This window comes from Sphingomonas molluscorum (assembly GCF_039522995.1).
GTDB lineage: Bacteria > Pseudomonadota > Alphaproteobacteria > Sphingomonadales > Sphingomonadaceae > Sphingomonas > Sphingomonas molluscorum.
In genome coordinates, this window is the sequence record NZ_BAAAEL010000010.1 from 308,018 (window position 1) to 332,798 (window position 24,781).

The following is a 24,781-nucleotide window of genomic DNA, read 5'->3' on the forward strand; positions in this document are numbered from 1 at the left end:
TCCGGGTCTGCGTCCGGCTGCTCCGTGCGGGGCCGCCCGTATCCCCGGCGCGTAGCCGCGGCCTCGGCCGTGGTGTCGTGCAACGACCAGGCTTTCGCTATGCACCCGGCTTTTCCTCACGCGACCCTTCCCATGTTTGCCGCGGCTCTGCTGCTCGCCGGCTGCTCGCATGAGGAAGAGCAGGAAAAGGGTGGGGGACGCGGCGGCGCACGCGGGCCGGCGCAGGTCGGCTTCGTGGTGGTCCAGCCGACCAGCGTCGCCCAGACCGTCGAGCTGAACGCGCGCGTCACCGCCTATGAGCAGTCGGAGGTGCGGCCTCAGGTCGCGGGCGTGATCCGCCGCCGGTTCTTCACCGAAGGTTCGATCGTCCGGCGGGGCCAAACGCTCTACGAGATCGATCCCCGCATCTACAGCGCCGCCGTGTCGGAAGCGCAGGCGAACCTCCAGAGCGCGCGCGCGAATGCCGAGGCGACCCGCGTCAACGCCGAGCGGCTGCGCCCGCTGGCGCGGATGGAAGCAGTCTCTCAGCAGGAATATACCAACGCCGCCGCCGCATCGCGCCAGGCCCAGGCCTCGGTCGCGCAGACGCAGGCGCAGCTGGAGACGGCGCGGATCAACCTGCGCTTCACCAGCGTCCCGGCTCCGATCACCGGGCGCATCGGTCGTTCGCTCGCGACCGTCGGCGCCCTCGTGACCGCCAACCAGGCGGACCCGCTTGCGGTGATCCAGCGTCTCGATCCGATCTTTGTCGACATCCAGCAGTCGAGCGCAGAGCTGCTCGCGCTGCGGCGTTCGCTGTCGCGCGACGGCGTCGCTCCGGGGCGTGCCACCGTGCGGCTCAAGCTGGAGGACGGCAGCGACTATGAACAGACCGGCACGGTCGAGTTCGCGGAATCGCTGGTCGATCCCAGCACCGGCACGGTGACGCTGCGCGCCCGCTTCCCCAACCCGAACGGCTTGCTGCTGCCGGGGATGTTCGCACGCGCAGTGTTCGCCCAGTCGATCAACAGCCGGGCCTTCCTCGTGCCGCAGCCCGCCATCAGCCGCAGCCCGGCCGGCGAGGCGACGCTGTTCGTGGTGGGACCCAACAATACCGCCGTTCAGCGCAAGGTGGTCACCAGCCTGACGCAGGGGACCAATTGGGTGGTGACCCAGGGGTTGCAGCCCGGCGACAAGGTGATCGTGCAGGGAACCGGCAACTTGCGTCCCAACGCCCAGGTCCGCCCGGTCCCCGCGGACAGCCCGCAACGGGTCGCCCCGCCGCAGGGAAACCCCTCCGGCCAGGGCAAGCAGGGCAGCCAGTCGGGCGCAGCCACCTCCGCCAAGGGGGGCTGAGCCAGCATGTCCCGGATCTTCATCGATCGCCCGATCTTCGCCTGGGTGATCGCGATCATCACCATGCTTGCGGGCATCGGCGCGATCTTCAGCCTGCCGATCGCGCAGTATCCCGACGTCGCGCCGCCCCAGGTCAACATCCGCGCGACCTATCCGGGCGCGAATGCCCAGACGATCCAGAACAGCGTCACCCAGATCATCGAGCAGCAGCTGACCGGCATCGACGGGCTGCTCTATTTCAGCTCCCAGTCCAGCTCGCGCGGGCAGGTGACGATCAGCGCGACCTTCGCCAAGGGCACCGATCCCGACATCGCGCAGGTGCAGGTCCAGAACCAGGTCCAGCAAGCGCTGTCGCGCCTGCCCCAGCAGGTGCAGCAGCAGGGGCTGCGCGTCACCAAGTCGAACCCCGACTTCCTGATGATCGTCGGCGTCTATGACGAGACCGACCGCAGCACCAACGGCGACGTTTCCGACTATCTCGAATCCAACCTCGTGGAGCCGCTGGGCCGCATCGAGGGCGTGGGCGAAACCAACGTCTTCGGCTCGCAATATGCCATGCGCATCTGGCTCGATCCGGCCAAGCTCGCGAGCTACAGCCTGATCCCCGGCGACGTCATCACCGCCATCCAGAACCAGAACACCGAGGTGGCCGCGGGCGAACTGGGCGGGCAGCCGCAGCCGAACACCCAGCTGCTGAACGCAACCGTGACCGCGCAGGCGCGTCTCCAGACACCCGAGCAGTTTCGCGCCATCATCCTGAAGACCCAGAGCAGCGGTGCGAGCGTCCGGCTCGGCGACGTCGCCCGCGTCGAACTGGGCCAGGAGAACTACAGCTCGCTCAGCCGCGTGAACGCGCATCCGGGCGCCGGCGTCGCCATCTCGCTGGCGCCAGGGGCGGACGCGCTCAAGACCGCCCGGCTGGTGAAGGCGGAAGTGGCGCGCCGCGCCAAGGACTTCCCGCAGGGCTATACGTACGACTACGCCAACGACACCACCGCCTTCATCCAGCTGTCGATCAAGGAAGTGATCAAGACGCTGATCGAAGCGGTGATCCTAGTCGTAATCGTCATGTTCGTGTTCCTGCAGAGCTGGCGTGCGACGCTGATCCCGACGATCGCGGTGCCGGTCGTGCTGCTGGGCACCTTTGCCGTCTTCTATCTCGCGGGCTTCTCGATCAACACGCTGACCTTGTTCGGGTTGGTGCTGGCGATCGGCCTGCTGGTCGACGACGCGATCGTGGTGGTCGAGAACGTCGAGCGTCTGCTCGAAGAGAATCCCGAGATGACGCCGCGCCAGGCGACCATCGAGTCGATGAAGGAGATCCAGGTCGCCCTGATCGCGATCGGCATCGTCCTTTCCGCGGTGTTCCTGCCGATGGCCTTCTTCGGCGGCTCGACCGGCGTGATCTATCGCCAGTTCTCGGTGACGATCGTGGCGGCCATGGTGCTGTCGGTGCTGGTGGCGCTGATTCTCTCGCCCGCGCTCACCGCGACGCTGCTCAAGCAGAACCCGCGCGACGAGAATGGCGAGCATCTGCGCGACAGCCGGTTCGCGCGCCGTTTCCCGGGCGTCGTCCGCCTGGCGGATCGCGCCCGCCATGGCTTCAACCATGGCTTCGAACGGATGGTCGCGCGCTACGAGGGCGGCGTGCAGCGGGTCATCAACCGCAAGTGGCTGTTCCTGCTGATCTATGCAGGCGTTCTCGCGCTGCTGGTGCTGCTGTTCGTGCGGCTGCCGACGAGCTTCCTGCCGACCGAGGACCAGGGCGCGGCGCTGGTACGCTACCAGTTGCCGGCCGGGGCGACGCGCGGGCGTACGGAGGCGGTGCAGCGGGCGGTCGAGGACTACCTGCTCAAGCACGAAGGCAAGAACGTTCGCACCATCCTGACGGTCAGCGGTGGCGGCAGCGGAGCGGCCGGCCAGAACACCGGCCAGGGCTTCATGAACTTCGTCGACTGGTCGGAGCGCGAGGGCAAGGAAAACAGCGCCGATGCGATCGTCGCCCGTGCCGCGGCCGCCTTCCGCGGCTTGCGCGACGCGCAGGTCTATGCGCTGATCCCGCCGGCGATCCGGGGTCTCGGTCAATCGAGCGGCTTCACCATGGAGTTGCAGAACACCAGCGGCATGTCCGCCGAGGCGTTCGCAGAAGCGCGCGACAAGCTGCTCGCGGCCGCAACCGCCGATCCGAAGCTGACGGGCGTGCGCCTGACCGAGCTGCCCGACGTCGCGACGCTGCAGGTCGATCTCGACCAGACCAAGCTTTCCGCGCTGGGTCTCTCGCAAAGCGACGTCAACGCCACCCTGTCGACCGCATGGGGCGGCCGCTACGTCAACGACTTCATCGATCGTGGCCGCGTGAAGCGGGTGTACGTCCAGGGAGATGCGCCCTACCGCGCCGCGCCCTCCGATCTCGACCAGTGGTTCGTTCGCACCGGGGACGGCTCAATGGCGCCTTTCTCCTCCTTTGCGCAGACGTCCTGGGGCGTGGCACCGACGACGCTATCGCGCTTTCAGGGCCTGCCGTCCTACGAGTTCCAGGGCGATGCCACCCCAGGCACCAGCTCGGGCGAGGCGATGGAGCGGATTGCGGCGCTTGCGGCCGAGATCCCGGGGGTTGGCGTCGCCTGGGCCGGGCTGTCGTTCCAGGAGCGGCTGTCCTCCGGCCAGGCGCCGCTGCTCTACGGCCTGTCGCTGCTGGTCGTCTTCCTGTGCCTCGCTGCGCTTTATGAAAGCTGGTCGATCCCGATCGCGGTGCTGCTGGTGATCCCGCTCGGCCTGATCGGCGCCGTGTTCTTCGTGACGCTGCGCGGGCTGGAGAACGACGTCTATCTCCAGATCGGCCTGCTCACGACCATGGGGCTGGCGGCCAAGAACGCGATCCTGATGATCGAGTTCGCCGAACAGGCAGAGCGCAAGGGCGCGCGCGTCATCGACGCCGCGCTGGAGGCGGCCCGCATCCGTCTGCGTCCGATCCTGATGACCAGCCTTGCCTTCATCTTCGGCGTGCTGCCGCTCGCGCTGTCCACGGGCGCCGGTGCCAACAGCCGCATCGCGATCGGCACGTCGGTGATCGGCGGCATGGTGACGGCCACGATCCTCGCCATCTTCTACATCCCGCTGTTCTTCGTGCTGGTGCGCCGCGGCGTGCGCGACGGTCTTGCCAAGCTCCGCGGCAAGCCGACCGGTCACCAGCCCAAGGACCTGCCGAAGGAGGAACCCGCGGCATGAACGCCCGGCTGACCGCGCTCTTGCCGCTGCTGCTGGCAGGCTGTTCGATGGCCCCGGAGGACGTCCGTCCGCCGTCGCCGGTGCCCGCGTCCTGGCCGGTGGGCGATGCCTATCTGCGCCAGAGCGAGGCGAGCCTGCCGGTGGTGAGCTATCGCGACGTGTTCGTGGACCCGCGTCTCCAGACGCTGATCGGCCAGGCGCTGGTCAACAACCGCGACCTGCGCATCGCCGCTGCGAACATCGTGGCGGCACGGGCGCAGTACCGCATCCAGCGTTCGGAGCTGTTCCCGCAAGTCGATGCCTCGGCCAGCTACACCCGGTCGCGCAGTGCCGGGCAATCGTCCGGCAGCGGCACCGACGGTGGAAGCTCGGGGGACCAAGGCGGCAGCGGGGCGAGGACGAGCGACCGCTTCGGCGCGGACCTGGGCGTCACCTCGTTCGAGCTCGACCTGTTCGGCCGGATCCGCTCGCTCACGCGCGCGCAGCAGAACCAGTATTTCGCAACCGAAGCGGCGGCGCGCGCGACGCGGCTGACGCTCGTCGCCGACATCGCGGACGCCTGGCTCACCTATGCCGCGGACACGAGCCTGCTGCGCATTGCCGAGCAGACGGCGGCCAGTGCGGAGCGCAGCGTCACGCTCACGCGCGCACGGCTCCGGGGCGGGGTCGCGCCCCGCACCGATCTGCGCCAGGCCGAACAGATCCTAACCGCCGCCCAGGCGGACGTCGCGGAGCAGCGTACCCAGCTGGCGCAGGACGTGAATGCGCTGCAACTGCTGGTCGGTGCGCCGTTCGACCGTGCCTTGTTGCCGGAGACCATCGAGCAGGCGGCGCCTGCCATCCGGGCGCTGCGCGCAGGCGTCGACTCCGGCGTGCTGCTGCGCCGGCCTGACGTGGTGCAGGCGGAGTACCAGCTGCGTGCCGCCAACGCCGAGATCGGCGCTGCCCGTGCCGCGCTGTTCCCGCGCATCTCGCTGACGGCGGTGCTGGGGCTCGCCAGCAATGCGCTGGGTTCGTTGTTCGACAACGGCGCCTTCACCTATTCGGCCGGACCCGCGGTGGCCTACCCGATCTTCCAGGCCGGGGCCGCGCGCGCGAACGTCCGGCTGACCGAGGCGCAGCGCGAAGGCCTGCTCGCGGAATATGAGCGGACCATCCAGATCGCGTTCCGCGAAGTGTCCGACGCCCTCGCCCGGCAGGGGACGATCGGCGAGCAGCTGCGCGCTACCGAGGCGCAGACCGCGGCGGCCGAGGACACCTTCACCCTGACCGAGGCGCGCTATCGCGGAGGGATCGATACCTTCCTCGCGAGCCTCGACGCGCAACGATCGCTCTACCAGTCGCAGCGCACCCTGGTGCAGACCCGGCTGGTGGCCGCCAGCAACCGCGTCACCCTGTACCGTACCCTCGGCGGCGACACGCTGCTGGAGGCGACGGAACAGGGGCCGATCCCGGCCACGCCCGCCGACTGAACGGAACCCTCGCCGCCGGCACTGGTTCGGGAAGAGAGATTCCGAGGAGAAGGACCATGAGCGACAAGCAGCCGATGCAGGCAGCCGGCAAGGGCGTGGCAGAGGGCCAGGACGGCGTCGACCAGGAGCGGGTGAACGGCCGCAACGCCGGAGGCGAGAGCGGCGGCGGCGCCTATCCCAATCCCCACACGGGGAAGGAAGAGAAGCAGAGCGGCTTCATGGGCCATGGCGGCCAGACCGACATCGACTATCGCGGCCCCGGCCAGGGCAGCGAAGGCGAGGGCAAGACTGGCGCCAACGCCAATGCCGGGACGGGGTCGAACACGGACTGAGGCCGCGCTTCGGCCGGCCGGAGCGGTCAGCCGGTATCGGCATCCACTTGAAGACCGAGCCGATACTTCCCCGTTTGTCTCGAGTAGGGATCGAGCTTGTCGAGAGCCCGTATCGAGAGATGCCCCGCAACCGGCCTCTCGATACGACGCATCGACAGGCTCAGCCCCTACTCAGCATGGACGGGTCTGCTCGATGGCGTCGCGGTCCCGTCTATCCCCGTACGATCGGATGCCGCTCGCGCAGGTCGTCGGCGACGCGTTCCACCGCCTCGACCGCGGCGGCGTTGCCCGACGGATGGATCGACCAGTTGCAGTGCGCGTGCGTGTCCAGGCTGTGGACGGTGACCTGGCCGATCACCAGCCGCCAGTGCCGGCGCGTGCCGCCCGCATCCCGCACCAGGGTCGTGACGAACAGGTCCAGCAGGTCGGCAGCGGTCATCTCAGCGCTCATAGCCGCAGGTAGCGGAAGTACCAGACCTCGTGCCCCTGGCGCCGCGCCTTGCGTTCGTAGCGCGTCTCCGGCCAGTCGGCGGGGCGGGTGAGAAAGTCCTGCGCCGTCTCGGCAGCCCAAGCGAAGTCGCGGCGCCCGCGCATCACCATCATCGACCACCGGCAATAGGTCGAGTCGTCGGTGCCGAGGCGGAACTCGCCGCCGGGCTTGAGCTTGGCGGCGATCATGTCCAGCGGGCCGTCGTTGACCATGCGCCGCTTGGCATGGCGCGCCTTGCGCCAGGGATCGGGGTGGAGGAGGTAGACGCGCTCCAGGCTGGCGTCGGGCAGCCGCTCAAGCGCCTCCAGCGCGTCGCCCATGTGCAGGCGGACGTTCTCCAGCTCGCCGTCGCGGATGTGGTTGAGCGCGCCGACGACGCCGTTCAGGAACGGCTCGCAGCCGATGAAGCCATGGTCCGGGCGCATCGCCGCCTGGCCTGCGAGGTGCTCGCCGCCGCCGAAGCCGATCTCGAACTCCAGCGGACGTGTGTCGCCGAACAGCGTCTGCGCATCCAGCGGGCCTTCGTCGGGGATGCTGACGACGGGGAGCAGGTCTTCCACCAGCGCGGCCTGGCCCTGGCGCAGCTTGTGTCCCTGGCGGCGGCCGTAGAGGCGGCGGATCGAGGTCGGATCGGTCATGGCGCGGGGCTGTAGCCGCCCGCCGCGCTGGCTCCAAGCGCCGATGGAGCCTGCCATGCTCCCAGGGGTTGTTCGTGCGCACCCATGGAAGGCGACGAATGAGCAAGGGCAGGACGGGCAAGGCGCTGGCGCACGAGTTGGAGCGCGTCGACATCAAGGCAGGGCGCGCCGCTGCCGAATGGCACGACCACGTCGTGGTGCGTGCGCTGAAGCTGGTGCGCGAGCTTGCCGACCAGCCGCCGCTGATCGCGCTGTCGATCGGCACGGCAGCAGTCGGTGCGGCACGGAGCGATCGCCGCCTCGCACGGACGGGCGCGCGCATGCTGGCCAGCCATCTCGCGGCCACGGCGATCAAGGCCGCGATCAAGCGCAGGGTCGATCGCGCACGGCCGCGGTTGTTCAGCAGCGACCATGATCACCGGCTCACACGGGGCGACCGCAACGAGGGGCCGCACAATTCCTTCCCCTCCGGCCACACGGCGGGGGCGATGGCGGTAAGCCGCGCGATCCTGCGGGAATATCCAGGCGCGAGCCGCCCCGCCTATGCCGCGGCGGTAGCGATCGGCGCTCTCCAGCTGCCGACCGGCTCGCATTTTCCGATCGACGTCCTCGCAGGGGCCGCGATCGGCGTCGGTTCGGAAGCGCTGGTCGCGCGGATCTTCCCCGACGCGGCGCCCGAGCGGGTGCCGTCGATATGAAGACGGAGATGTAGGAAAATGGCGCGCCCGGAACGATTCGAACGTCCGACCCTCAGATTCGTAGGAAGAAGTCTTGTCTAACGTCCTCATCGGGATAAGAGGCGCGGAGGTAGATGACTGTTCCTCACCGTAGATTATCGTTATGTGTCAGTGTCTTACTTTATTTTCGCTTGTAGACCACTGTGGTCGAAAGCACCCCAAAGTGCCGCCAATAGGATTGCTCCACGATTACTCAGGAGCGAACCTTGGCCAAGAAGCGCATCAGCCTTTCGACCATTAAACCGATCGTCAACTCCCCTGCATCCGGCACGAAGAAGTTCGTGTGGGACACCGAAGTGAGAGGGTTCGGTGTCTACAAGACGAGCGAAGGGGTCCCGACTTTCGTCTACCAGTATAGGTTCAAGGGCGGGCGCTCTCAACGCGTCACTTTCGGCACCCTGGGCGAATTCACCGTCGATAGTGCGCGTACCTTCGCCTCGACCCTCGCACACGAAGTCCGGACCGGCACCGATCCCATTGCAAAGCGCAAGGCGGAAATGGCCGCCACTGCGGCAGACACTGGCCTCGTTATCAGCACCTACTTCGAGGATTACGTCTCTCGTCGACGTACCGGCAACGATCCCATGAGCGCCAGCCAGATCGGCGTCTTCCGCCGCGACCTGTTGGCCCACATAGGCGACAAAAGGCTCGACAAGCTCACCACTGACGACGTGGACAAGTACAAGGCGGAGCTGTTCGCCCGCGGCCCCTCGATGGTCCGCTCGGGGCTGGTATGCCTCAAGACGCTCATCAACGACGGGGTGTACCGCTCGGCTTTCCTGCGGACGTCCGGCCACGTTTTCGAGGTTCCGAAGACCGGCAAGCGGGACAGGCGACTGACCGACTGGGAGTGGCTGCGACTGCTGGAAGCCGCGCGGGATCTCGGTGGCCCCCGTGGCGACGTCGTCGAGGTGCTGATCCGGTTCGGTAAGCGGAAGGAAGAGATCGCCGAACTGCCATGGGAGGAGCTCGACATGGACAAGCGCCAGTGGCGCCTGCCGCCGGAGCGCAACAAGAGCGGCAAGCCCCACCTGATCCTCCTGCCGAAGCAGGTCTACGACATCATCGCGCGTCAGCAGCCGGATCCCACGAAGCGCACCGGCCCGGTGTTCACCCTCAACGGCACGGCGCCCGTCGAGATGGGGTCGCAGGTGAAGGACGTGCTCGATTCGCTCATCCACCGCCGCATGGAACTCGCCAACCAGCGTGACGGCACCTCGAAGCGCATCGCGCACTTCACGATCCACGACACGAGGAAGGTTCCCGCGTCGGACCTCGCCGAGGCACCCTTCTCCTTCAGTCGCGACACGATCAACGCGATGCTGCTCCACACCAACGGAGACGAACTCGACGCGACCTACATCCTCACCAAGCTCGTGCAGGAGGCGGGCGACATGGTGCAGCGCTGGAACGACCACGTCGATCAGCAGCTGGCTAGTACCAAGGCGTGGCCCGGCGGGCGCGAACTCCCGTCGATGGCGCCGGCAGAGCGGACGGCGCGCCTGGACGACCTCCGCGCGGGGTGGCCGAAGCGTGCCGATCAGAAGCGCGCCGCGGAAACGGCTGGAGACCGGAGGCGGAACAGGCGGCGCAAGGATTGAGAAGAACCGTCATCGTCTCCATTCAACTTCGAATAGGAGAACGGTGATGAAAACGGCCGACGCCCTCGCGGGATACCGTGAATACCCACATGTGATCACTCGAGGCGTCAGGCAAAATCGACGGTGGGCCATGTCCGTCACGAACGAACCGGTCACGGCCCACTACGCCACACAAGCCTTGACCTTCCACGGTCCCGGTTTCGTCGATGAATTCGGAACCATCACCGCTTCGGGGCGCGACGCGGTGATCGCCGCCTTCCAGAAGAAGGCGAGCTGGTCGAAGGCGAGCTACTGCATCGTCTGGTCACCATCCGACTGCACCTGGTTCGATCACGATGGCAACCATCGTGACGGCAAGCGCCCGCCCGAAGGAATTGTGGAAGATCCTTGGCTCGGGGGTCGTCATGGCGTGACGGTCGAGTGGTGCTGGACCATCGAGCTCCCCGCCGGCGGTGAATGGTCGCATCTCTGCATGCGTCGGATCGACAAGGACCTGGTCGAGATCGCGCCGGGGGAGCCGATGGTCCTCGCGAACTTCGACGAACCGGCGCACGAGGGTTTGCCGGATCCCGCCGAGGGCATGCTGGCAGCGAATGGGTCGCTGGTCGCACCGAAGTTCTACCGCGGACAGCCGGTCACCGGCATACGCGACGAATGGCTACTGCTCGGCCCCGTGCAGGCCATCGACGATGGCGTGATCCTGCGCAATCCATGGCCGGACGACATCCGTGCGGCCTGCGAGGAGGTAGCCGGCATGTCCCTTCCGCGACACCTGATCGACGCCGCTTGGCGCGCCATCGACCCCGAGAACCCCGAGGTGATCTACGTCGGCGTCCAAAAGGCCGCCTAATCCCAGCCACTCGTTCGGGTCCGTTGCGATCACCGCGGCGGAACCGCTATGCAGCACGCGAAGGGGGCCGGATTGCGCGACATCGACATCGACATCGACTCTGAATGGATCGCCGACCTGGACTGGTCCCGGCATCGCATCGGCGAACGGGCATACTTAGGCGGGAAGATCATCCTGACGTCCGTGGTGGACATGCTCGTCAAGCACGTCTGCGCTCCGCCACCGGAAGGTGATTCCTTCCTCGCAAATGCCGGCAACACGCCGCCCGGGCGGATCGTGGATAGCGAGGGCGCCTTCAACGCCGACGGTACGCCCATTCACTCGGTGCATCGGCGTCTCGATAGTCTGATGCGTTCGCATGCCGATGATCTCGAAATCGGCATCACCAGCCCGGACATGATCACGCGTGACGAATGGGACGCGATCATCTTCGAAGGTCAGGGCTATTGGAGCGATGGTGTGGGCGCGAGATACGCCGCCAACGCCGTGGCCCCGATTCTCGCGCGGATGGCATACGATAAGCAGATCTCCTGCTTCGCCCGACGGATTAACGGAAGTCCAGATCCAGAGGATATCTCTGGTCCCGAATGGTGGGATTTGCTCCCTGACCAGGCGGTCAGGCGCATCGCTACCTCCGGCCTCAACTTGGCTCGCCCCATGGATGCGGACGCGCCTATCGACCATCTCATCTTCGTGTCGCGTGACGGTCTGCAGAACGCATTGATCGAAGCAGCGAGGAAGAACTACGTTGAGCTCGGAGCAAGCGAACTCGGCCCGTGGGGATTTAGGCGGTCGGTCGACTATTACGCCGTGCAACGGGCAGAGGTTGCCGAGTTCCTTATCCAGCTGATGGACTCGGGCGAATGGGAGTACGCCACCAACAGCGACTTCGAGGCAGCCGTACAGGCCGAATTCGGCACGCGCGGACTCGGACGTTGCTACGAGCGCGCCAAGGCGATCGCTGTTTCGGACAACAAGCGATCACGTTTTAAAAAGCGGCGGTCCCGCGCAGCTTCGCCGGAGGCTCTTACCCGACAGGGCTGAAGCGAAAGCTCCACCGATTCCTCCACGTTTGCTTCGCAATCTGGCCGAATAACGACTTTCGAGCGTGGAGCGTCCGCTTGTCAAGGGGCGTAGATGGTGTGTCGCCGATCACATCCGGTCGGTCAGCGACGGAGAACCATCATGTCGGAAGTTGCCGACGATTTTAACGAGGATCGCCTCGTCGACACTCATGAGGCGTCCATCGTCCTGGGCCAGAAGCCCGGCACGCTGCGCAAGAAGCGCGTATATGGTGGCGGTTGCCATTACCATAAGATCGGACGCTCGGTCCGCTACAGCATCCGCGACCTCAACCGCTTCAAGGCGATGAACCGCGTGGCCAGCACCAGCGAGCACTGGGCCGCCAACTGATCTGCGGGGGCGGACCACGGTCCGCCCCGATCCATCGAAAAGGAATGGACATGCCGAACGTCTCCAAGGAGGCGCACGCCCACGTGTGCCTACTCGACAACGAACAGATCGCGGCGCTGCAGCGCACCGCGTCGCGCAACCACGAACCGCCGGCCCAGCTGGCCGCGATCATGGCGCTGATCCCGTGCAGCGCCGCCGCCATCGCCAGCGCCCCCATCGAGATGATCGACAGGAACCAGGGCCTGCTGCGCGTCAAGGATCCCTCCGGCTTCGTCGCAGAAGTCGCGCTCGGTCACGATGCCGCGATGACTATCGCTGCAGCCATCTACGATCGTCATGATGGTCCACTGCTGGACGACGGTTTCGGGCGCGGCATCACCGCCGACAAGGACACCGAGGACTACGCCAGGGAGTTGCTTGCGTCCGACAACGAGGAACCGATCACGTTCACGTGGTCATTTCGCCTGCTGCGCGAGAGCGTGTTCGCCAACATGGCGGACGATGGCGTCGCCCATCACATCGCGATGGCGCAGGCGGGGCTCGGAATCGGGCACGTCAAGGACATCGATCGAGCCCAGATGCTCTTCGATCAGCGCGCCGCCGCCGATTGGTGGTCGTACAGGCTCGGCCTGATGCCGCCCTCACCCTTCGCGCTGATCGATGGGGGAGCACGCGCTCCCATTCGCCGCAGTGGATTGCCGCCGTTCCGTCCGGGGCGAGCAGGCTGATGGCGGGGAGCAGTCCCATCGTGCCGTCGATCACGGCAGTCAGGCGTCTGCTGGCAGCCGCTCGCAGCGCCGGAGGGCCGTACGGCACCGTGCTGGAAGTATCCATCCTGGCGCTGTGCCTACCGTGGGAGGCGGTTGCGATTGATCTTGAGAAGATCGAGTGGGCGACCGGGTTCGTCGACGTCCCGGCCCGAGGCGGCAGGAACCGCATCCTCGTCCTTCCCGGCGACGCAAGGGCGACCATCCTCCGGGTGGCGGGCTCGGCGTCGGGCAAGGGTCAGGCGGTGACGGCCGGACGCGGGAAGCGCCTCGAGGCCAGATACGTCCGGCTGGACCGGCTGCAGGACCATCTCGCCAACGCGGTGCCGGAGGCCCTCCAGATCGAGAGCTGGAACTTCCACGGCATCCGGGCCGCGGGCGAACGAGCCCTCAGCGCCGCGGGCCGTTTGCCCGCGGAGATCGCGACGGCGCTCGGCCGGTACGACCGCGGCCTGCAGCAGCCCCGCGTTAGGGCCGAGATCGCCGCCATGGCGCTCGAGACCTGGTGCAGCATCCTGCGGGACACGAGAGGCCAGCGAGGCCGCGGGGCAGGCTGAAGGTCGGCATCGTGATCGGCGTCGTCATCACCGACGACGCAACGGTCCAGGCCCGCAGAAGAACGCAAACCGGGCAGTCCGGCGCCGCCTAATCGGCGCCGCCGTGGGTGGAGGAAACAACGGTGGAAGCGGAAGGCCGGAGGAAATCTGGCCTTCGATCCACCGGAGCGTCGTGAGTGACGCGCAGTTGAAGGATCATGACATGAGAGCGAATGCTTGGACGGCGGGCCTGCCCGCCAGGTACGTCAGACCGGACGGATCGATCGATACCGGGAAGCTGAAGGCGGAGGTGTCCATCGCCGAAGTGGCGGCAGAAGCCACTGACCTCGTCCACGTCGGCGCCGAGATGAAGGGTCTTTGCCCCTTTCACGACGAGAACACCGCCAGCTTCTTCCTGAACGAGAGCAAGGGCGTGTACTTCTGCCACGGCTGTGCGGCGCACGGGGACACGATCGACCTGTTCTCCCGCCTCAAGCAGGTGGACTTCCCCGAAGCGTGCAAGGCGCTGGCGGGGAGTGAATCCCACGCCGTCACGATTTCGGACAGGAAGGTGAACCCTGCCGTCAAGGCAGCCAACCGCAACCGCGCCCGTGACGAGTGGCGCATGGCAGGGCCGATCGATGGGACGGCGGCGGACACCTACCTCCTGAGCAGGGTCATCGGGTACTCCGTTCCGGGCACCATTCGGTTCGGGAAGACCCCCCGCTACTGGAACGATGACGGCAGCCCGGGTCCGCGCCATTCGGCGATGATCGCTGGGGCGCAGGACGCGGAGGGCAGGATCGTCGGCATCCAGCGTACCTACCTCGATCGTGACGGTCGCAAGATGCGTGGAGGTTCGCCGAGGCTCAGCCTTGGTCGCGTGCGCGGTGCAGCCCTGCGTCTCGGTCCCGTCATGCCGAAGATCATGCTGGCGAGCGCAGTGGAGGATGCTCTGTCGCTCAGGTTGATGTTCCCCGGCGCCACCGTCTGGTCCGCGTTCGGCGACGCCAACCTCCAGCATGTCGATCTGCCCCGTGGCATCTGGCACGTCACGGTCTGCGGTGACGATGACGATTCCGGCCGCGCAGCGGTAGCGGCAGCGCGCGACGCCCTCGGCCGCAAGGGAATCCAGACCGGCGAACTGTTTCCGCGTGGCGGTGCCAAAGACTTCAATGAGGAGTGGGTGCTGCTCCACGCCTGAGCCGCCCGCCGGAGACCATCATCATGACCGACACCTACCACGTCGGCGGGCACGTTCCCGTCGGCGGACGCCACCGCCTTGCCTCCGGAGGAGCACGCGGGCCGCCCAAGCCGGCGCGGCGGCAGCACTGCCATTCATTCAGAACGATGACATGCCCGCGCGATGACGCCGGGCCGATGAGGACTATAAACATGCCCAGGAAGAAGAACGCCGGCGGTACGAACCTGCCCGCCATAAAGCCGACCCGCGACGTCGTCCGTCCCATGCACGGCGGCACCGATATCGTGCCCGTTGAGGCCGTGTTCCACGTGCCAGCCGTTCATCCCACCAGTGTTGGGCCCTGGACCGGCGAAGCGGACAAGCTCGCCTGGACCGACCGCATGAGCGGTCTCGGCTGCATCATCAAGCGCTCGGGCTGGACCGGATGCTTGGAGGGTTTCGTCGGCGTGGGTCCCGAGCACCCGCTGTTCGGCGTCACGCCGGGCGCGCTCGTCGGTCTCGGCCTCCGTGCCCACGGCGGGATCAACTACGCGGCGGCCTGCCAGAAGTACGAGCCGGAATCGACCAGCGTCTGCCATGTCACAGACGTGGACACTCGTCCCTCTCATTCTCAGCGGCCACTCACCAAGGAAGGGAAGGAGCACGATGACGCGTGGTGGCTGGGTTTCTCGTGCGACCAGGCCGGTGACGTGATCCCGGGTGGTCGCGATCCCCTGCATGGTCGCGACGTGACGGCCGGCGTCAACGAGCGGGTCTACCGCGACGAGGCGTTCGTCTACCGCGAATGCGTCCGTCTCGCGGCGCAGCTCCGGGCTATCGCAGACGGCGTCGATCATACGACGGTCGAGCCGGAACAGCCGTCGGTGTCCGCCTACGATTCCCGCCGGGTGGGAGGTTGAGCGCCATGCCCAGGAACCATGATCATGAACTGCCCTGGGGCAGCCACCTCCGCCTCGAGCCAAGGCACAACGCCGCGCCGGTGTTCGTCGATGACGCCGGGATGGAATGGGCTACCATCCGCGAGGCCTTCTGGGTCGGGCACCTCAAAGGCGAACTGGAGTACGGTCGGGTGCCCGACGCCCGCCTGGAGATGATGCATGCCGTGCTCGCGGCCATGGTGCGTCGCGACCTGCACGACCAGGAGCGGGCGACCGACCTGTTCCGCGGCAACACCGACTTCGCATGGTGGTACGTCCAATGGTTGCGATCGCTGGGGTTCATCAAGGTCGGCCGCAGCGGCTTCGACAAGCCGACCGCCTTCGGCATGTCCGTCCTCCAAATGCTGGCGGCGACCCGTCCCACCGGCGTCAGCAGCGCCCGTCCGAGCGTGGCCACGATCCGGCAGCTGTCCGAATTCGGGCTCGGTCCGGAGGAGCGGGAGGCACGTCTGGTGCGCCTCGAGCAGGCGGCTGCGCACTGGGATTGCGCGTTCGTCAGGAAGCAGATCGGCGTTAGGCCGGCGGTCGTGTTGCTCCGCCGCGGCAACGGTCCCATTCCCATGATGCAGATGGTCTGGTCGCTGACCTTCGACACCGAGGATCAGCGCGACGCCTTCTACGAATGGCTGGGGCTCCGTCTGGATCGCTGGGCGAACTGGGCGGAACTCCTGATGGGCGACACGGCCGACAAGCTGACGCACAGGATGCTGATGGTGATGGCGGCGTCGCTGGAGGACCACGGAGCTGCGACCAGGCTCCTGTCGGTTAAGTGACCTTCCTCGATCACCCGACGCCGTGACGGCGTCGGGTGTCTTTCAACCCGAGATGAGGCAGACCGCGGATCCACGAGCGGTAAGCAGCAAGAACGCCATCGTTGCCAAGATCGCACCCACCAACGCCGCGACACTCACAACGATCAGGGCTTTGCGGTGCCAACCGATGCGATGCTCCAGATCATCGAAGACGTCTATGAAGTCATCCCGGACAGCCGCATGGTCGCTGGAGAGGCGCTCACGTTGCCCATCGATCTCGGTGCCGATGACTGCAAGAGTATGCCACTGGTTCTTGATCGCAATCCCTAGGAGCACGACGAATATCCAAGCGCCGAGCAACACCGCCGAGTTGGTCCAGAACACGGCATCGCAGTGCTCTGAACGCTTGAGCTGGGACGCGACGACGATCGTCGCAACCGGTATTCCCAGCAGCTGACCTTGAATGTCGACGATCGTCTTGTGGATCTTGCCGATGTACTCGAGCTTAGCGGTCTCGATCTCCTTCCTGATCTTGGAATACGAGAAGCTGGAGACAAAGAGCCGATATCCTCTTTCCACTTCATCGCAGATCCTGTCGAGGTTCGTGATGAGGTGCGTGAACCGGGCTTGCCGCCTCTGTCCCGCAGCAATCTCGATCACCGCATCGGCAAGCAGCCCCGTCTTCTCGTCGGCATGTAGCGGATCATCGAATATCCGGCGAAGGCGCTCCGCCTGTTCGATCAGGAATGCCGGCAGATCGGAAGTCGTGAACGCGATCGGCACCTCGATCTTCTCGTTGCCGATGAACACCAGTTCCCGCTGCAACTCGCCTACGTATGTTGCCGCATTACGCAGAACCGCGATGACACCGAGCAGTACGCGATATCGAACCAGATCTCCCGGAGGCGACGCATCGCCACGAGCAAACCCGGCATCGATCACGTAGTATGCAAGGGGCTCCTCGAACGCCGCGCCAGGCGCGAGGAACAGCCTATCGAAGTCCTGTGCCAACACCCCCAGCCGATGGCTCGGTGCCGCCACGTTGATGCTCACCGAAGTCCCGACGACAGGATCGGCCGGATCGACTAGACTGATCTGCGTCAGATCATATAGGTCCTCGTCGGCTTCGATCGTGCGGATCGTCCCGGCAACATGCTCGTCCGCAATCGTCAGAATACCCTCGCCCGCTCCGGTAAAGCGGGTGTTCCGATACACTTCGACGAGGTCGGCGAAGCCGATCTCAGCCATTGTCCAACCCATCCGACCGAAGCTGAGCGACGAGCTCATCGGGGATGCCGGTCAACGTCAGCGTATTCGCCTTCGGATCGTAGATGACCGAACGGTCGCCGATTGCGTCCCGATCGAACTCCACCTTCCATCGCTTCGTGCCCCCACGGTAGCGGACCAGGGCCGCCAAGGCGCGGCGATCAGGGACGAAGCCATCGCTGAGCGCGCGATCCGTGTGGGCGAGGTGATCGACGAGCTTCCGCGGGTCCTTGGGCATCAGCTCGTTCGCGAACGTGTCGAACTGCAGCTCTTCCTTCTCACGTGATGCCCGTTCGCAGATCGCCTTGGCACGCCCCAGGAACTCGCTCGCCTCCTTCTCGGGCATGCGCGTCTCGACGGCGAACTCCCGCAGGGCAGTCACCAGATTGGAGGTGTCCACCCGGTCTTGGACGACGGAGTCGCAGCCGAGGAAGTGGCGGAAGTATTCCGACACATCGCCCTTGCCCTTCAGGAAGCTGATGTAGCGCTCCTCACGCGCCGCCCAAGCGGTCATGTTTATCCGACCGGCGAACCTAAAGCCATCCAGGTCGAGGTGCTTAACGTCCTGCATGTCGTTCTGCGACGTCAGGGCAGCGCTGAGCTTCTCGGTAATGATCGCGACGAGCAGGAAGTCACGCGCCTCACGCGTGAAGTGCGCGAACAGCACGTGGCCGCCCATCGATGCGGACCTTGCCTGAGCCTGCGTGCGAAGCGTCTCCATAAGCCGAGACGTCAGTTTTAGGAAGTCACGATGCGATCCGGCGACATAGTCCTTCACCTGTGACTGCGTCGGATAACCCTCGTTGGTCGTGAACTTGCCGTGCGACTTGGACGCCCGCCCATTATAAAGATCGTAGAGCTCGTCGATCACCCGCTGCGTGGTAACAGTGACCGGCAGCTGCTTGTCCGCCAGCCTGACCTGATACGTGCCGTCGACACGATCCAGCTTGTGGATGGCCAGTGCAACGATCTCGTTCAAATCCGCTCTCCCTGTTGATGAAGCCGACGGCCTCGACCGGGCGGCGGTTGACGCAGAACAAGATAGCAACTTCCTGTTGCGTACCGCAATCCCTTCCTATTATTATGAAGGGGATGAGGGGGGCACAAATTCTCGAAGCGGCTGGGCGCGCCCTCTACGGGGATCGGTGGCAGACGCCGATCGCTCGGGATCTGGGCACGACCTATCGCACCATACGCAACTGGCTTGCCGGCCAGCACGCGCCTCCGAACGATCTGCGTATCCGCCTGGAGGTGCTGCTGCGGGAACGGGGATTGGCAATAGAAGCGGTGCTCGAGCTCATCGACACCACCGAAGACGAAAGCAGGAAGCAATGAGTGCCACCCGTGAGATCGAGCGCGCCGAGCTGCACAAGACCATCTGGCGCCTAGCCAACGAACTGCGGGGCAGCATCGATGGATGGGACTTCAAGAGCTACGTGCTCGGCATGCTCTTCTACCGGTTCATCTCCGAGAACCTGGTCGCCTACCTGAACGACCAGGAACGCCGGGCCGGAGATCCGGACTTCGACTATACAAACCTGAGCGACGCCGACGCCGAGTTCGGACGTGTCGAGACGGTTCAGGAGAAGGGCTTCTACATCCTGCCGTCCAGCCTGTTCGCCAACGTGCGGAAGCGAGCGCGGAAGGACGAGAACCTGAACGTAACACTGTCGCAGATTTTCTCGGACATCGAAGGTTCGGCGAACGGCACCGACAGCGAGCGGGACATCAACGGCCTGTTCGCCGATCTCGACGTGAACAGCGCCCGGCTGGGGCCGACCGTGGCGAAGCGCAACGAGAAGCTGGTCAAGCTGTTGGGGGCGATCGGCGATCTTCCCCTCACGAGCGGAGGCTTCTCGGACAAGAGCATCGACCTCTTCGGCGACGCCTACGAGTACCTGATGCAAATGTATGCCTCGACCGCCGGCAAGTCGGGAGGCGAGTTCTATACGCCACAGGAGGTGTCGGAGCTGCTCGCCCGCATCACGGTCGCCGGCAAGACGGAGGTCAACAAGGTCTACGATCCGGCCTGTGGGTCGGGATCGCTGCTGCTCAGCTTCAGCAAGGTGCTGGGCCACGACAAGGTGCGTCAGGGCTTCTTCGGCCAGGAGATCAACCTGACCACCTACAATCTGTGCCGGATCAACATGTTCCTGCACGACGTGAACTACGAGAAGTTCGACATCGCCCTTGGCGACACGCTGATTGACCCCGCTCACTGGGACGACGAGCCGTTCGAGGCTATCGTCTCCAATCCGCCCTATTCGGTGAAGTGGGACGGCGACGCCAATCCGCTCCTAATCAACGATCCGCGGTTCGCTCCCGCCGGCGTGCTGGCGCCCAAGAGCAAGGCCGACCTCGCCTTCACCATGCACATCCTGCATTGGCTGGCGGTGAACGGCACCGCGGCAATCGTCGAGTTCCCGGGCGTGCTCTACCGGGGCGGGGCGGAGCAGAAGATACGCCAGTACCTGATCGACAACAACTACGTCGACGCCGTCATTCAGTTGCCGCCCGACCTATTCTTCGGCACGCCCATCGCAACGTGCATCATCGTGCTCAAGAAGTCGAAAACGGACAACGCAACGCTGTTCATCGACGCCAGCGCGGAGTTCAAGCGGGTGGGCAACAAGAACACATTGATGCCGGGCCATCGACAAAAGATCATAGACGCTTTTGCTGGCCGCGCGAACATAGACCACCTTGCCAAGCTGGTGGACAACGACTCCATCGCCGAGAACGGCTATAACCTCGCCGTGTCCTCTTATGTTGAGCAGGCCGACAATCGAAAGGCTGTCGACATCCAGACGCTGAACGGCGACATCGCCGGTATCGTTAAAAGGCAGGCGCGGCTGCGCGACGAGATCGATGCGATCGTGGCCGACCTCGAGGGAGGTGCTGCATGAGCCGGATTGACGAGCTGCTTACAGAGCGGTGCCCCAATGGCGTCGATCTTGCTAAACTTGGAGAACTGCTCACATATCAGCAGCCAGGTAAATACCTAGTGAGCTCCACGAACTACAATAATGATTACGCAACCCCTGTACTGACGGCCGGTCAGACATTTGTTCTCGGATACACTGATGAGACTGATGGTATCTACCCGGCGTCTCGAGACGACCCTGTTATTATATTTGACGACTTCACGACTGCGTTTAAGTGGGTCGATTTTCCTTTCAAAGCAAAATCTTCAGCTATGAAGATGATTTCTGTTGGGTCCAGCAAGCAGGTTAGTTTGCGTTACGCTTACTATGCGATGCAAACTATAAGATATGCTCCACAGGATCATGCTCGACAGTGGATCGGCACATATGCTCAGTTCCAAATTCCCGTTCCTCCGCTTGAGGTGCAGGACGCAGTAGTCGCCATTCTTGACAGTTTCGTCGAATTGGAAGCTGAACTGACTGCAGAGCTGGAGGCTCGGCGGAAGCAGTATAGCCATTATCGAGACACGCTGTTGGTTGCCGACAATTACGTCAGTCTTGGCGATATTGGCACATTCACGCGTGGTCGCAGGTTCACGAAGGACGACTACGACCCTGAGGGGATCGGCTGCATTCACTACGCTGACATCTACACCCAGTACGGCACTTCAGCCACGAAGACAGTTTCTCAGGTCCGCTCCGATCTTGCCCCATCGTTGCGTTTCGCGACAAAGGGAGATGTGGTCATCGCAGCCGTCGGCGAAACGGTCGAGGACGTCGGAAAGGCAGTCGCTTGGCTTGGCGAGGACGAGGTTGCGGTCCATGATGACTGCTTCACCTTCCATCACGATCAGAACCCCAAGTTCATCTCCTACTGTTTTCAGACGGCAGCCTTAAATGCCGAGAAGAACAAGTTCGTGGCTCGCGCCAAGGTGAAGCGACTGTCCGGCGAGAGCCTCGCCAAGCTGCGAATCCCCGTGCCGCCGCTCGAGGAGCAGGCCCGGATCGTCGGCATCCTCGACAAGTTCGATGCGCTGGTGAACGACCTGTCGAGTGGGTTGCCGGCCGAGATTAACGCGCGCCGCCAGCAATATCAGCACTATCGTGACCGCCTCCTCACCTTCAAGATGGCCGCATGACCGACGCTCCGCCTCCTCCCCATTACCAGCCTATCGCCGTCTCCGGCGAAAGCACGGTCGTCGCCGAATACCAGCCCGGTGCGGCCGGTTCGGGCGATGCGGGTTACCAGTCGGAGGCGGAGCTGGAGAAGGCGTTCGTCAAGCAGCTGTCAGGCCAGGCCTACGAATACCTTCAGATCACGTCGGAGGCAGGGCTGGTCGCCAACCTCCGTCACCAGATCGAGAAGCTGAACAAGATCACCTTCACCGACGGCGAGTGGGATCGCTTCCTCAACACCTGCATTGCCCCGGCGAACGACGGCATCGTCCAGAAGACCGCGCGCCTGCAGGAGGACCACGTGCAGGTCCTAAAGCGCGATAACGGCACGATCAGGAATGTCCAGCTGATCGACAAGAAGTGCATCCACAACAATACAGTCCAGGTCATCAACCAGTATGAGGTCGAGGGCGCCCGGGCGAACCGCTACGACGTCACCGTTCTGGTCAACGGCCTGCCGATGGTGCACATCGAGCTGAAGCGTCGCGGCGTCGACATCCGCGAGGCGTTCAACCAGATCGACCGCTATCAGCGCGACAGCTTCTGGGCCGGATCCGGTCTGTTCGAGTACGTGCAGCTGTTCGTCATCAGCAACGGCACGCTGACCAAATACTACAGCAACACGGTGCGCGACGGGCATCTCGCAGAGCAGCGCGGGAAGCGCGGTCGCCCCAAGAGCTCGAACAGCTTCGCCTTCACCAGTTGGTGGGCGGACGCGAAGAACATGCCGATCATGGACCTGGTCGGCTTCACCAAGACTTTCTTCGCCAAACACACGCTGCTCAATATCTTGACTCGGTATTGCGTGTTCGACGTTGATCGCAAGCTGCTTGTCATGCGGCCGTACCAGATCGTGGCCGTTGAGAGCATCCTGCTACGGATCGGCGCCGCCACCAGCGCGAAGCAGCTCGGGACGGTCGCCGCCGGCGGCTACATCTGGCACACGACCGGCAGTGGCAAGACACTCACCAGCTTCAAGGCGGCGCAGCACGCGCGCGACCTGCCCGGCGTCGACAAGGTCCTGTTCGTCGTCGACCGCAAGGACCTCGATTATCAGACCATGCGGGAATACGAGCGTTTCGAGAAGGGGGCTGCAAACTCCAACGCCTCAACCGCAGTGCTGCGGAAGCAGCTTTCGGACCCGAACGCCCGGATCATCATCACCACCATTCAGAAGCTATCTCGCTTCGTGGCCGGTGGCGGCAAGCATCCCGTGTTCGACAGCCATGTGGTTGTGATCTTCGACGAGTGCCACCGCAGCCAGTTCGGCGACATGCACGCGGAGATCACGCGGTCGTTTCGGCGCTACAACCTGTTCGGCTTCACCGGGACGCCGATCTTCGCCGAGAACTCCGGCAGTGGCGGCAATCCCCTGCGCCGCACCACGGAGCAGGCATTTGGCGACAAGCTGCATACCTACACGATCGTCGACGCAATCACCGACAAGAACGTGCTGCCCTTCCGGATCGACTACATCAACACGATCAAGACCGGTGCCGGGATCAAGGACAAGCAGGTGTCGGCCATCGATACCGAGCGCGCCCTGCTTGCGCCGGAGCGGATCGGGCAGGTAGTCAGCTACATCCTCGAACACTTCGACCAGAAAACACGGCGGAGCAGCACTTACCGCCACGACGGCAAGCGCCTCGCCGGCTTCAACTCGCTGCTCGCGACCGCCTCCATCGATGCCGCCAAGCGCTACTATGCCGAGTTCGCCACGCAGCAGCAGTCCGTGATGCCGGCAAAGCGGCTCAAGGTCGGCCTGATCTACAGCTTCGCCGCGAACGAGGAGGAGGACGGCGGCCTTCTGGGCGAGGAGGAGTTCGAGACCACTGGCCTCGACAAAGGGTCGCGCGACTTCCTCGATGCGGCGATCCAGGACTACAACGTGCTCTTCAATACCAGCTACGATACGTCGGCGGACAAGTTCGGCAACTACTACAAGGACCTGTCACGTCGGCTGAAGGCGCGTGAGCTGGACGTCGTAATTGTCGTCAACATGTTCCTGACCGGCTTCGACGCCACCACGCTCAACACGCTGTGGGCCGACAAGCGGCTTCGGTCGCACGGTCTCATCCAAGCCTATTCGCGCACGAACCGGATCCTGAACTCCGTCAAGACCTATGGGAACATCATCTGCTTCCGTGACCTGGAAGAGGAGACCAATGACGCCCTTGCCCTCTTCGGGAACAAGGATGCGAAGGGCATCGTCCTGCTCAAGCCTTATGGCGACTATTATGGTGAGTACGAGTCCAAGGTAGCCGACCTGCAGGTCGGATATGTCCTTGGATCGCCGATCGTCGGTGAGGCCGCGCAGAAGGCGTTCATCAGGCTTTTCAGCTCGATCCTGCGCCTGCGCAACGTCCTGACGGCTTTCGACGACTTCGCCGGTCACGAGATCCTGAGCGCGCGCGAGTTCCAGGACTATCTCAGCATTTACCTGAACCTTTACGCCGACTTCCGCACCGCGTCGGATGCGGACAAGGAGGCGATCAACGACGACATCGTGTTCGAAATCGAGCTGGTGAAGCAGGTCGAGATCGACGTCGACTACATCCTGATGCTGGTCGAACGCTATCTGGCCACCAAGGGCATGGGTGAGGACAAGGAAATCCGCGCCACCATCGAGCGCGCGATCAACTCCAGCCCCTCACTGAGGAACAAGAAGGACCTGATCGAGCAGTTCGTCGACTCCGTGTCGAACGAGGCCAAGGTGGATGCTCAGTGGGGCGCCTTCGTGGCCGCCAAGAAGGTCGAGGATCTTGACCGGATTATCATCGAGGAGGAACTCAACCCGGCCGCCACCCATAGCTTCATCGCGGATGCCTTCCGCGACGGCGCGATCCCGACCGCGGGCATGGCGATCACGAATGTTCTTCCGCCCGTGTCGAGGTTCGCCAAGGGTGGCACCCACTCCGCCAAGAAGGTGTCGGTGCTCGCGAGGCTGACCGACTTCTTCGAACGCTATTTCGGGCTCGCCTGAACGCCAGGCGTGAACCGAGACGCGGACAGATTAGGCGTGCCGTCCGTCCCACAGGCGGTACCGGGATCGATAGTCGCTGCCCTGCCCTGAGGAACGCCGTTGCCGATGTGATGGGGATCCTGGTTAAGATATACTGCCC

22 protein-coding genes are annotated in these 24,781 nt (G+C 64.6%); 18 read left to right on the forward strand and 4 right to left on the reverse strand.

The window, feature by feature from the left end; all coding sequences use genetic code 11:
- The first annotated feature begins 132 nt into the window (after positions 1-132).
- From ABDZ92_RS11830 to ABDZ92_RS11845, 4 genes are read left to right on the forward strand one after another with little or no spacing between them, the layout of a single operon-like run.
- Positions 133-1,335, forward strand: coding sequence for an efflux RND transporter periplasmic adaptor subunit (locus ABDZ92_RS11830; protein WP_241211717.1), 1,203 nt, complete (start codon positions 133-135; stop codon positions 1,333-1,335).
- 6 nt (positions 1,336-1,341) lie between these two features.
- Positions 1,342-4,563 (forward strand): efflux RND transporter permease subunit, encoded by a 3,222-nt coding sequence (locus ABDZ92_RS11835; protein WP_125959316.1) that lies wholly within the window; start codon positions 1,342-1,344, stop codon positions 4,561-4,563.
- Positions 4,560-6,035 (forward strand): efflux transporter outer membrane subunit, encoded by a 1,476-nt coding sequence (locus ABDZ92_RS11840; protein ID WP_125959315.1) that lies wholly within the window; start codon positions 4,560-4,562, stop codon positions 6,033-6,035. The genes ABDZ92_RS11835 and ABDZ92_RS11840 overlap by 4 nt, the downstream gene beginning before the upstream one ends.
- 56 nt (positions 6,036-6,091) lie before the next feature.
- A complete protein-coding gene (locus tag ABDZ92_RS11845; RefSeq protein ID WP_206432128.1) occupies positions 6,092-6,367 on the forward strand; it encodes a hypothetical protein in 276 nt (91 codons plus the stop codon).
- Between the two features lie 211 nt (positions 6,368-6,578).
- Here ABDZ92_RS11845 and ABDZ92_RS11850 read toward each other — a convergent pair whose 3' ends face one another.
- Together ABDZ92_RS11850 and trmB are read right to left on the reverse strand one after the other, a co-directional pair.
- Positions 6,579-6,818: a hypothetical protein gene (locus ABDZ92_RS11850; RefSeq protein ID WP_241211716.1), complete on the reverse strand. Its 240-nt coding sequence runs from the start codon at positions 6,816-6,818 to the stop codon at positions 6,579-6,581.
- On the reverse strand, positions 6,815-7,495 hold the full coding sequence (gene trmB / locus ABDZ92_RS11855; protein WP_125959494.1) for a tRNA (guanosine(46)-N7)-methyltransferase TrmB: 681 nt from the start codon (positions 7,493-7,495) through the stop codon (positions 6,815-6,817). Before trmB ends, ABDZ92_RS11850 begins: the two co-directional genes overlap by 4 nt.
- A gap of 98 nt (positions 7,496-7,593) precedes the next feature.
- On the opposite strand from trmB, the gene ABDZ92_RS11860 reads away from it, so the two are divergent.
- The 10 genes from ABDZ92_RS11860 to ABDZ92_RS11905 all read left to right on the forward strand — a co-directional run bounded on the left by ABDZ92_RS11860 (position 7,594) and on the right by ABDZ92_RS11905 (position 16,314).
- Positions 7,594-8,193 carry a phosphatase PAP2 family protein gene (locus ABDZ92_RS11860; RefSeq protein ID WP_125959313.1) on the forward strand — a complete coding sequence of 200 codons (600 nt, stop codon included), beginning with the start codon at positions 7,594-7,596 and terminating at the stop codon, positions 8,191-8,193.
- 245 nt (positions 8,194-8,438) lie between these two features.
- Positions 8,439-9,833 (forward strand): tyrosine-type recombinase/integrase, encoded by a 1,395-nt coding sequence (locus tag ABDZ92_RS11865; protein ID WP_343762962.1) that lies wholly within the window; start codon positions 8,439-8,441, stop codon positions 9,831-9,833.
- Positions 9,834-9,879: 46 nt separating this feature from the next.
- Complete coding sequence (locus tag ABDZ92_RS11870; protein ID WP_343762965.1) at positions 9,880-10,683, forward strand: hypothetical protein; 804 nt, start codon at positions 9,880-9,882, stop codon at positions 10,681-10,683.
- Between the two features lie 72 nt (positions 10,684-10,755).
- Positions 10,756-11,727, forward strand: a complete 972-nt coding sequence (locus tag ABDZ92_RS11875; RefSeq protein ID WP_343762968.1) for a hypothetical protein — start codon at positions 10,756-10,758, stop codon at positions 11,725-11,727.
- 141 nt (positions 11,728-11,868) lie between these two features.
- The gene (locus tag ABDZ92_RS11880; protein WP_343762970.1) at positions 11,869-12,096 is read left to right on the forward strand and encodes a DNA-binding protein; all 228 of its coding nucleotides are present in this window, start codon (positions 11,869-11,871) and stop codon (positions 12,094-12,096) included.
- Between the two features lie 50 nt (positions 12,097-12,146).
- Positions 12,147-12,824 (forward strand): hypothetical protein, encoded by a 678-nt coding sequence (locus tag ABDZ92_RS11885; RefSeq protein ID WP_343762973.1) that lies wholly within the window; start codon positions 12,147-12,149, stop codon positions 12,822-12,824.
- Positions 12,824-13,420 (forward strand): hypothetical protein, encoded by a 597-nt coding sequence (locus tag ABDZ92_RS11890; RefSeq protein WP_343762976.1) that lies wholly within the window; start codon positions 12,824-12,826, stop codon positions 13,418-13,420. Before ABDZ92_RS11885 ends, ABDZ92_RS11890 begins: the two co-directional genes overlap by 1 nt.
- A gap of 172 nt (positions 13,421-13,592) precedes the next feature.
- Positions 13,593-14,603 (forward strand): DUF7146 domain-containing protein, encoded by a 1,011-nt coding sequence (locus ABDZ92_RS11895; protein WP_343762979.1) that lies wholly within the window; start codon positions 13,593-13,595, stop codon positions 14,601-14,603.
- Positions 14,604-14,626: 23 nt separating this feature from the next.
- Complete coding sequence (locus ABDZ92_RS11900) at positions 14,627-15,502, forward strand: hypothetical protein (RefSeq protein WP_343762982.1); 876 nt, start codon at positions 14,627-14,629, stop codon at positions 15,500-15,502.
- A 5-nt stretch (positions 15,503-15,507) separates the two neighbouring features.
- Entirely contained in the window at positions 15,508-16,314 is an 807-nt protein-coding gene (locus ABDZ92_RS11905) for a hypothetical protein (protein WP_343762984.1), read from the forward strand.
- A 42-nt stretch (positions 16,315-16,356) separates the two neighbouring features.
- Here ABDZ92_RS11905 and ABDZ92_RS11910 read toward each other — a convergent pair whose 3' ends face one another.
- Together ABDZ92_RS11910 and ABDZ92_RS11915 are read right to left on the reverse strand one after the other, a co-directional pair.
- A complete protein-coding gene (locus tag ABDZ92_RS11910; RefSeq protein ID WP_343762987.1) occupies positions 16,357-17,541 on the reverse strand; it encodes a hypothetical protein in 1,185 nt (394 codons plus the stop codon).
- Positions 17,534-18,538 (reverse strand): nucleoid-associated protein, encoded by a 1,005-nt coding sequence (locus ABDZ92_RS11915; RefSeq protein WP_343762990.1) that lies wholly within the window; start codon positions 18,536-18,538, stop codon positions 17,534-17,536. The genes ABDZ92_RS11910 and ABDZ92_RS11915 overlap by 8 nt, the downstream gene beginning before the upstream one ends.
- 17 nt (positions 18,539-18,555) lie before the next feature.
- On the opposite strand from ABDZ92_RS11915, the gene ABDZ92_RS11920 reads away from it, so the two are divergent.
- The 4 genes from ABDZ92_RS11920 to ABDZ92_RS11935 are packed head-to-tail and all read left to right on the forward strand — an operon-like array spanning position 18,556 to position 24,642.
- The gene (locus ABDZ92_RS11920; protein WP_343762992.1) at positions 18,556-18,894 is read left to right on the forward strand and encodes a hypothetical protein; all 339 of its coding nucleotides are present in this window, start codon (positions 18,556-18,558) and stop codon (positions 18,892-18,894) included.
- Positions 18,891-20,465 (forward strand): type I restriction-modification system subunit M, encoded by a 1,575-nt coding sequence (locus ABDZ92_RS11925; protein WP_343762995.1) that lies wholly within the window; start codon positions 18,891-18,893, stop codon positions 20,463-20,465. The genes ABDZ92_RS11920 and ABDZ92_RS11925 overlap by 4 nt, the downstream gene beginning before the upstream one ends.
- On the forward strand, positions 20,462-21,622 hold the full coding sequence (locus ABDZ92_RS11930; protein WP_343762998.1) for a restriction endonuclease subunit S: 1,161 nt from the start codon (positions 20,462-20,464) through the stop codon (positions 21,620-21,622). Before ABDZ92_RS11925 ends, ABDZ92_RS11930 begins: the two co-directional genes overlap by 4 nt.
- Positions 21,619-24,642 carry a type I restriction endonuclease subunit R gene (locus ABDZ92_RS11935; protein ID WP_343763002.1) on the forward strand — a complete coding sequence of 1,008 codons (3,024 nt, stop codon included), beginning with the start codon at positions 21,619-21,621 and terminating at the stop codon, positions 24,640-24,642. Before ABDZ92_RS11930 ends, ABDZ92_RS11935 begins: the two co-directional genes overlap by 4 nt.
- Positions 24,643-24,781 lie beyond the last annotated feature (139 nt).

Excerpts from the sequence above, each read along its gene's own strand:
- ABDZ92_RS11845 (WP_206432128.1), top strand. The coding sequence starts at position 6,092 with ATGAGCGACAAGCAGCCGATGCAGGCAGCCGGCAAGGGCGTGGCAGAG.
- ABDZ92_RS11835 (WP_125959316.1), top strand. The coding sequence starts at position 1,342 with ATGTCCCGGATCTTCATCGATCGCCCGATCTTCGCCTGGGTGATCGCG.
- ABDZ92_RS11830 (WP_241211717.1), top strand. The coding sequence starts at position 133 with ATGTTTGCCGCGGCTCTGCTGCTCGCCGGCTGCTCGCATGAGGAAGAG.
- ABDZ92_RS11860 (WP_125959313.1), top strand. The coding sequence starts at position 7,594 with ATGAGCAAGGGCAGGACGGGCAAGGCGCTGGCGCACGAGTTGGAGCGC.
- ABDZ92_RS11840 (WP_125959315.1), top strand. The coding sequence starts at position 4,560 with ATGAACGCCCGGCTGACCGCGCTCTTGCCGCTGCTGCTGGCAGGCTGT.
- ABDZ92_RS11910 (WP_343762987.1), bottom strand. The coding sequence starts at position 17,541 with ATGGCTGAGATCGGCTTCGCCGACCTCGTCGAAGTGTATCGGAACACC.
- ABDZ92_RS11850 (WP_241211716.1), bottom strand. The coding sequence starts at position 6,818 with ATGAGCGCTGAGATGACCGCTGCCGACCTGCTGGACCTGTTCGTCACG.
- ABDZ92_RS11905 (WP_343762984.1), top strand. The coding sequence starts at position 15,508 with ATGCCCAGGAACCATGATCATGAACTGCCCTGGGGCAGCCACCTCCGC.
- ABDZ92_RS11920 (WP_343762992.1), top strand. The coding sequence starts at position 18,556 with ATGAAGCCGACGGCCTCGACCGGGCGGCGGTTGACGCAGAACAAGATA.
- ABDZ92_RS11885 (WP_343762973.1), top strand. The coding sequence starts at position 12,147 with ATGCCGAACGTCTCCAAGGAGGCGCACGCCCACGTGTGCCTACTCGAC.
- ABDZ92_RS11925 (WP_343762995.1), top strand. The coding sequence starts at position 18,891 with ATGAGTGCCACCCGTGAGATCGAGCGCGCCGAGCTGCACAAGACCATC.
- ABDZ92_RS11930 (WP_343762998.1), top strand. The coding sequence starts at position 20,462 with ATGAGCCGGATTGACGAGCTGCTTACAGAGCGGTGCCCCAATGGCGTC.
- ABDZ92_RS11870 (WP_343762965.1), top strand. The coding sequence starts at position 9,880 with ATGAAAACGGCCGACGCCCTCGCGGGATACCGTGAATACCCACATGTG.
- trmB (WP_125959494.1), bottom strand. The coding sequence starts at position 7,495 with ATGACCGATCCGACCTCGATCCGCCGCCTCTACGGCCGCCGCCAGGGA.
- ABDZ92_RS11880 (WP_343762970.1), top strand. The coding sequence starts at position 11,869 with ATGTCGGAAGTTGCCGACGATTTTAACGAGGATCGCCTCGTCGACACT.
- ABDZ92_RS11935 (WP_343763002.1), top strand. The coding sequence starts at position 21,619 with ATGACCGACGCTCCGCCTCCTCCCCATTACCAGCCTATCGCCGTCTCC.
- ABDZ92_RS11900 (WP_343762982.1), top strand. The coding sequence starts at position 14,627 with ATGACCGACACCTACCACGTCGGCGGGCACGTTCCCGTCGGCGGACGC.
- ABDZ92_RS11890 (WP_343762976.1), top strand. The coding sequence starts at position 12,824 with ATGGCGGGGAGCAGTCCCATCGTGCCGTCGATCACGGCAGTCAGGCGT.